Origin of the sequence: Wolbachia endosymbiont of Mansonella ozzardi (assembly GCF_020278625.1) — a bacterium.
Classification (GTDB): domain Bacteria; phylum Pseudomonadota; class Alphaproteobacteria; order Rickettsiales; family Anaplasmataceae; genus Wolbachia.
This window is the reverse complement of the sequence record NZ_JADAKK010000042.1, coordinates 1-8,437: the sequence shown is the minus strand read 5'-3', so window position 1 is coordinate 8,437 and position 8,437 is coordinate 1. Positions and strand designations below refer to the sequence as shown.

The window sequence follows — 8,437 nt, the reverse complement described above, 5'->3', positions numbered from 1 at the left end:
TTTTTTCTTTCACTAAACTTAAAATCAACTTCAAGCATGTAACTTTTTGCTCCCCTCTAAGTGAAGCAATATAGTGCAGAGTATTATTTCCTTCTTTATCCTGAGCAGTAATATCAGTATCACTTCGTAGTAATAGTTCTAGGGTTTTATACCTATTTGTTCTTTCAAATTTTCTATCTGTACATGATCGATCCTCACTCTTTTCTTTTATATGCCGAAGCAATTGGTGAAAAGGCGTTTGTCCCTTTCTATTCGGAGTATTTACCAACTCTTTGTTTTTTTCTAGTATAAGCTCAGTAAATTCATACTTTGCTCCCTCATCTAATTTTACGGCATAATGTAAAACTGTATTTTCTTCTGCATTTTTAGTAGTGATATCATAGCCACTCCTTAGCAACTCATTAAAATGATATACATTTCTGTCCAAAACTGCTTGATGTAATGGATAGCCATCATTGATAATCTTCCCGACTTGAATTGTAACCAAGTTCTTTGTCTCCTGGTCTAACTTAGACTTTTGTACTAATTTGCTTAGTTTTAGCAGGAAACTATGGTAGTATACTTTTCGCTCTTGAAATAAGCTGCTTTCTGCTAGCTTCAATTGGTTAGGGTGAGCACCTCCCTCTAGTAATCTTATGCAAAATTTAATCGTATTGCTTTCCCAAACAATAAAGTTATGCTTATTCTTGGTTATCTCAGCAATTAATGCTATTTGCATTGGTGTTTTCCCACCTTGATCAGCATTTATAGTCTCTCTTAATTGAACCTTAAGTGGCTCTTTTCCTTCCCATTTGCTTATATTTAATATTGCATTTAAAAACTCGAGCTTTTGTTCTTTCTCCAATTTTGCAATTAGGTGTAAAGCATTGTTGCCATTTGCATCTTTAAGGCTAACATCCGCCCCTTTCTCCAATAGTTCTTTGAAACGTTTTTTATCATAATTGTTAATTGCTGAATGTAATAGGTAATTACCATTACTGTCCGGAGTATTTATAGCACATAGTATAATTTCTTTAATTTTTGCTTCTATTTCTGACTCTAATTTTAATTCAGGTTTCTTTATTGACTCTGCTAGTTTCTCCAAAAATTTACGATAATATTCATTTTGCCTTTCATCTAAACCTTGCAGTGTTTGCAATTTTAACTGATCTGGCTTGGCCCCATGTTCCAATAGTGTTACGAGGAACTTAAGTGTATTATCGTTATTTTGGATTGTATGAGACCCATGTTTTCCTTTTTTTATCTTGTCAATTAATGCCACTTGAAGGGAAGTTTTTCCGTTCCGATTTTTACTATTAATGAGTTGTATTAGATTTTCCCCGGTAATTGTTTTAATTAGGGTACCTAAAAACTTGAGTTTCAGTTTTCCTTCTAATGACGCAATAAGATGTAAAATATTTTTTTCTTCCTCATTTCTTATGTTTCTAATATCCGTGCAATTTTTTAGATATCTTCCAAACTTCCTATTGTTTCTATTTTTGATCGCTTTTAGTAATTGAACACTGTTATTCGTTACTCTGTTGCTTGTTTCTGCTTTACGATTATCTTCAACTTGACTGTAGATAATACTATTAAAACAATATTTGCTATTACAAGTGATTTCTGAAATTACCTGTCCAACTTGATTTTTTATTTTACTTGATATTTCCTCTGACTGCTTTATTTTTTTATCTAGTACTGGAAGAAAACGCTGAACATAATACCTATGATATTTCTCTTGTCCTCTAAGCGACTCTTCTAATTTAGTTGATACTTCAGGGCTGGCACCCTCCTTGAATAACTTTTCACATTCCTTGATAATTCCATCTCGACCTCTCGGTTTTTCACGCTTATTCTCTTCTTTTTTTACCTTTTTCTCTATAGCGCTACTCAATTGCTCGTCTTTTTCTTTTCTATCCTGCTCTTGCTTTTCATTTTTATCTGTGCATTCACCTAATTTACCTACATTATTAGTTAGTGCAGTTATGTCTGTACTCATACCAAACCCTCAATATTAAAACCTTCTTGGTTGCCAGCATTGATGCTTTTTCTGCTTAAACTGACAACTAAAATTGAATTAGACTTTTAAACTGAGCTAGATGTTGTATGCGTAATCGAAGTATAGGTGGAAAGGTAAAACACTAGTTTCTATTGGAAAGTTTGCTATCATAATTACACCTCACTTTAGCATTTATCTACTATTTTAACCATTTAATCTTAAAAAATAATAAATATAGCTAAAGTGAATTAGAAATACCCCGCGAAACATGTTCAGCCTCGCACCGTACTCTGGGACCACACATCTAACATTTTTAAAAGAAAGAAAAATACCTTCAAATCAGTCCAAGCACATAAGTGTAGTATTACCGCCAAATGCTGTAGTATTGACGCTTACAACTTTTTCTGTAGAAAAACGCTGTAGATAATGAGGCCCACCAGCTTTTGGTCCAGTGCCAGATAATCCTCTACCGCCAAACGGTTGTATGCCAACTGCTGCACCTATCTGATTGCGATTGATGTACACATTTCCAACTGATATTTTCCTGCTTATTAAATCGATCTGACTTTGTATGCGGCTTTGCAAAGAGAACGTAAGCCCATATCCTGTACTGTTTATATCACTTATAACTTCATTTAATTGCGACTTATCAAAACGTATAATATGTAAAATGGGGCCAAACACTTCCTGTTTTAATTGCGAAATTTTTTGTATCTCATAAATATATGGAGGGAAGAAATAACCATTATGAGAATTTATATTCATGGGTACCTTGGACAAAAGGCTTGAATCCTTATATCTTGACATTTTCTCCGTGTGGTTATTCAGCATATCAATAGATGCTTTGTCAATTATCGGACCAATATCAGTGCTAAGTTGTATTGGATCACCAATCCTTAATTCTTGAACTGCGTCGCATATCATTTTTATCTGTTTCTCTGCTATATCTTCTTGAATAAATAATACTCTAAGTGCAGAACAGCGTTGACCAGCGCTACGGAATGCGGAAACTAAAACATCTACAGTCACTTGCTCTAAGAGAGCAGAACTGTCAACAATCATAGCATTTAATCCACCAGTTTCAGCGATAAGTGGCACAATAGGGCCATCTCTGCTAGCGAGCATTCTATTAATTATTTGAGCGGCCTGTGTTAAACCAGTAAAAGCTACACCGGAAATTCTATTATCTGGTATTAATGTTTCACCTAAATACTGACCATTCCCTGGAATAAGGTGTAGTACATCTTTTGGTATCCCAGCCTTGTGTAGTATTTTAACAGCTTCATAAGCAATAATCGGCGTTTGCTCTGCTGGTTTTGCCAGTACTGAATTACCTGCTGCAAGTGCGGCTGCAATCTGTCCAATAAAGATAGCGAGTGGAAAATTCCACGGTGATATGCACAAAAAAACTCCTTTGCCTTCAAAAAAGATAAAGTTATCTTCACCTGTCGGACCTGGCAATCTTTTCCAGTTATTCAATTCATTTTTTGCTATCATTGCATAGTAGCGCAAGAAGTCGACTGCCTCCCTTACTTCTGCTATCGCATCAGATAAAGTCTTTCCTGCTTCCACAATCAGAATATAAATCATCTCTTTCATCCTTTCTTCAAGCAAATCGGCAGCTCTTTCAAGGTGCTTAGCACGCTCTTCTGCTGAAATATTATGCCACTTAGCAAAAGCACCATGTGCTATTTTAAGAGCGCTTAAAGCTTGATCACTTGTTGTATTTGACACTTCTCCGATTACGTTTTCCAAATGTGCTGGATTAACCACTTCGGTAAATTCAGTACTGTCAAACAGTGAGTCTCCGTCAATTATTGGCCCAACCTTCCATTTCCTTTCACTAAATTCTTTTATATCGCTTGCAAATTGTGAAACTGTAACTGAATCACTAATATCCATCCCCAAGGAGTTTTTCCTTTCTTCTCCAAAAATATCTTGTGGCAATGGAATACTTGGATGAGGTTCATACTCTAAGCTTTTAGCCTTTTCCAACGAATCTGAAACTAACTCTTCAACTTTAACTTTGGAATCATTTATTTGATGCACAAATGAACTATTAGCCCCATTTTCAAGAAGACGTCTAATAAGGTATGGCAATAAGTTACTATGTTTACCAACCGGTGCATATATGCGGCAATTTATACTTGTTGCAAGTTCCGACATTACATAATCATATAGACCCTTACCCATTCCATGTAAGCGCTGAAACTCAAACCCAGGGTGATTTTTATCGGCAAGCTCTATTATAGTAGCAAAAGTATAAGCGTTGTGAGTTCCAAAGCATGGATAAAAGTGACTTGCTTTGCTTAAAAGTTTCTGCGCACAGGCAAGGTAGCATACATCTGTATAGCTTTTTCTAGTAAACACTGGGTACCCACTTAACCCTAATTCTTGTGTGTGCTTGATTTCTGAGTCCCAGTATTCTCCTTTCACAAGTCTTACCATGATCTTATGCTTTGAACGAATAGCAACATCTTCAACAAAATCAAGAACAGACAAAGCACGTTTTTGATACGCTTGAACAGTCAATCCAAGCCCTTCCCACTCAGAAAGTGATTCATCAAGACGCAATTGCTCGAATAAAACTAATGACATCTCAAGTCTTTCTGACTCTTCTGCATTTATACATAATGAAATATTGTACTTTTTTGCTTCATGACAAAGCTCCAGCACCTTAGTTTTCAGTTCTTCAGCTATATTACCAAATTGGCAGAATTCATAACGTGGATGCAATGCAGATAACTTGATTGAAACACCATGGGATTTAAAGCAATCATTTGTGTCAGTGGATTCACCTATAGCTTTTATCGAATGCATATATGAATAAAAGTACTCTTCCGCACTCTCAGCTGTACGAGCAGCTTCACCAAGCATATCAAAGGAGCATAAGAATTTGCCATGATCATCTGATTTTACACTTTCCAATGCTTCTTCTATATTTTCCCCAACTATAAAGTACTTACCAAGCATCAACATTGCTTGTTTTACTGCCTTGCGGATTACTGGCTCCCCTAAATTTTTAAGTAATCTAGAAATAGCGTGATAGAATCTTGGATCTTCCTCACTGGTCCTTAATATACTACTGCCTATCATTAAACTCCATGTAGAAGCATTAACAAATAATGAAGAGGAACGTCCTAAATGTTTACTCCATTCTTGATTGGCAATTTTATCTTTGATTAGCTCATCTATTGTATAATCGTCTGGTATTCTAAGTAGTGATTCAGCAAGACACATTAGCGCTATCCCTTCGTCATTGGAAAGCGAGTATTGCTGCATAAAAGAATCTATAATATCTAACTTATTGCCTTTAATTTTTTCGACAACTTGCTTTGCAATATTGTAAATTCTGTTTTTGGAATCAGCCGAAAGTTCTGCTTTTTCTACAAGATAACGTACACAACTTTTTTCATCAGTACGATAAAATCCCTGCAAACGTTTTCGCAATTCGTTAGGCTCTTGTATAGAACTGATCATAATTATCTACAAAACACCCTTTACCATATGTAAGGTGAAATTATATCATAACTTTGCATAGAATAAATTATTATTTAAATAAAGGGCCAGAATCGACTCAAAAAGCCTAGTTAATGACTTTGCTAGCTCAAAGGGACTGCGCAAGTATATAGTTCAACACTCCACCGCTCATCAAGTATTTTATCTCAGTTGCAGTTTTTGTACAGCACTTAAGTTGAATGGATTGCTCTGAATTATCCTTTCTTTTGATGATACATTCTAGATTTCCATTTGGCACTACTTTACCTTTTATACTCACTATCTCACTACCATCGAATATTCTTCTCGTTACTCCATCCTGAAATGCGAGCGGAAGAACACCCATACCAACTAAGTTGGATCTATGTATACGTTCAAAGCTTTCTGCAATTACAGCTTTAATTCCTAGTAGCGCAGTACCTTTTGCTGCCCAGTCTCTGCTTGAACCTGTGCCATATTCTTTTCCCGCAACAACAACTAACGGAACAGCTTCTTCTTTGTACCGCATTGCTGCATCAAAAATTGACATAGTCTCTTGAGAAGGAATATGTTTTGTGTAACCACCTTCATTGCTCACCATTTCGTTTCTTATTCTGATATTAGAAAAGGTTCCACGTATCATTACGTTGTGATTACCACGACGTGATCCATATGAGTTAAAATCCCATGGTTCAATTCCAAGATCTTTTAAATACATACCTGCAGGACTATTTGAAGCAATATTTCCAGCAGGAGAAATGTGGTCAGTAGTTACACTGTCGCCAAACATTGCCAGTATTTGCGCACCCTTTATGTCGATCACGTTATTTTTATCATTCTCCGTCAATAAATTATCAAAATAAGGAGGATTCTGTATATAAGTGCTTTCCGCGTTCCAGTTGTAGATTTCACTTTTCTCACACTTTATCTTTTGCCAATGTTCATCACCGGAAAAAACATTTTCATACTTTTGTATGAACATCTCACGTGTTACCACATTTTTAACACAATCTTCGATTTCATTGTTCATTGGCCATATATCTTTGAGGTAAACGTCATTTCCATCCTTATCTTTGCATATAGGATCTTTTGTTAGGTCAATCTGCACAGTACCTGCAAGTGCATACACAACAACAAGCGGTGGAGATGCTAAATAATTGGCTTTGACTAAAGGATGGATTCTTCCTTCAAAATTGCGATTACCAGATAAAACCGCAGCTACGGTTAAGTTTTTGCTTTTAATATCATTTTCTATATCTTCATCAAATGGACCAGAATTTCCAATGCAAGTTGTGCAACCGTATCCAACCAAATTAAAGCCCAAAGCATTTAGATCTTTCTGTAATTCTGATTTTTCTAAATATTCTGTTACAACTTGTGATCCCGGGGCGAGAGAAGTTTTAACCCAAGGCTTTGATTTTATTCCAAGTTTGACTGCACTGCGTGCTACAAGACCAGCAGCAATCATCACACTTGGGTTTGAGGTGTTGGTACAACTCGTTATCGCTGCAATAACTACACTTCCATCTTCAAGTACATTACTTTCCTTTGAGTCACTAATTGAAAATGATGTAGAAAAAGACTCTGCCACTTGTGAGAGAAAGACCTTATCTTGTGGTCTTTTGGGACCAGCCATCACTGGCTCCACGCTTGATAAATCAAGCTCCAGCATGTCAAAAAACGCCAATTCGTCACTACTTCGCCACAGTCCTTGCTCTTTTGCATAGACTTCAATCAACTTAATCGGCTCTTCCTGCCTTCCGGTTAAGCTTAAATAATCTAGTGTTTTCTGATCAATAGGAAAAAATCCACAAGTTGCACCATACTCTGGAGCCATGTTGGCTATGGTTGCCCTATCTGCTACAGATAAATAATCCAAACCATCACCATAAAACTCCACAAATTTACCAACAACACCTTTTGTCCTTAAGGCATTTGTGACTGTTAGCACTAGATCAGTTGCAGTTACTCCTTCTGAAAGTTTTCCAATTAATTTAAATCCTACTACCTCTGGAATCACCATACTAATTGGCTGATCAAGCGTTACAGATTCAGCTTCTATCCCACCAACACCCCAACCTAGAATCGATAAACTATTAACCATAGTAGTGTGGCTGTCCGTACCAACTAAGGTATCTGGGTATACAATTCCATTATCGCTACATACAACTCGTGCTAAATACTCGATGTTTACTTGGTGGCAAATTCCCGTGCCAGGCGGCACTACCCTAAAATTTGTGAAAGATGACTCGCCCCATTTCAAGAATTGATATCTCTCCAAATTTCTTTTTACTTCCAGTTCAACGTTTTTGCCAAATGCAGAAGCACTTGCATAACTATCTACTTGGACAGAGTGGTCTATCACAAGATCAACTGGTACAGACGGATTTATTTTGCTTGGATCACCTCCGCTTTTTTTCACATAACTACGCATTGAAGCTAAATCGACAATAGCGGGAACTCCTGTAAAATCCTGCATCAATACTCTTGCTGGTTTGTAGCTAATTTCGTGGTCAACATGTTTCTTAACGCAACTCGCTAGTGTTTTTATATCATCCAACTTCACGTTCACTCCATCTTCATTGCGTAATAAGTTCTCAAGCAATACCTTGAGCGAACAGGGTAATTTACTTAGATCTATTTCTAAAAATTTGCCAGCAGCGCTAAGGCTAAAATAGCTATATGACTTTCCGTCAATGTTTAAAATTGTTTTTGAATTTAAAGAATTATTCATCACGTGTAACCATTATTTAAATGAAAAGACCCACAATCCTGATATTACCGTTGCTGCAGAAACTTCAGGAATAAACATATTTAATCCTGATTGTCAACAGTAAACTAAGGTAAACCTGCCTAACCATTTCATGTTAAGTTTGATGAAAGAAAAAATAATTGCGGTAGCTAGCTAAATTCAGGTTTTCTAGCCACAGAAACGAAAAAAACTACTTAAAGATTCCTCCGGTTTCCTTATCATAGTATTGA

At 36.3% G+C, this 8,437-nt stretch carries 3 protein-coding genes; all 3 read right to left on the bottom strand.

What is annotated here, in order from left to right; translation table 11 throughout:
* A partial coding sequence (locus tag IHO40_RS04355) for an ankyrin repeat domain-containing protein (protein ID WP_225536935.1) occupies nt 1–1,978 on the bottom strand: 1,978 nt, incomplete at its 3' end.
* Nucleotides 1,979–2,317: 339 nt separating this feature from the next.
* Entirely contained in the window at nt 2,318–5,458 is a 3,141-nt protein-coding gene (gene putA, locus IHO40_RS04350; RefSeq protein ID WP_225536934.1) for a bifunctional proline dehydrogenase/L-glutamate gamma-semialdehyde dehydrogenase PutA, read from the bottom strand.
* A 127-nt stretch (nt 5,459–5,585) separates the two neighbouring features.
* A complete protein-coding gene (acnA, locus tag IHO40_RS04345; protein WP_225536933.1) occupies nt 5,586–8,189 on the bottom strand; it encodes an aconitate hydratase AcnA in 2,604 nt (867 codons plus the stop codon).
* Nucleotides 8,190–8,437: the final 248 nt, after the last annotated feature.

Coding starts and splice junctions, on each gene's coding strand:
- putA (WP_225536934.1), bottom strand. CDS start 5,458: ATGATCAGTTCTATACAAGAGCCTAACGAATTGCGAAAACGTTTGCAG.
- acnA (WP_225536933.1), bottom strand. CDS start 8,189: ATGAATAATTCTTTAAATTCAAAAACAATTTTAAACATTGACGGAAAG.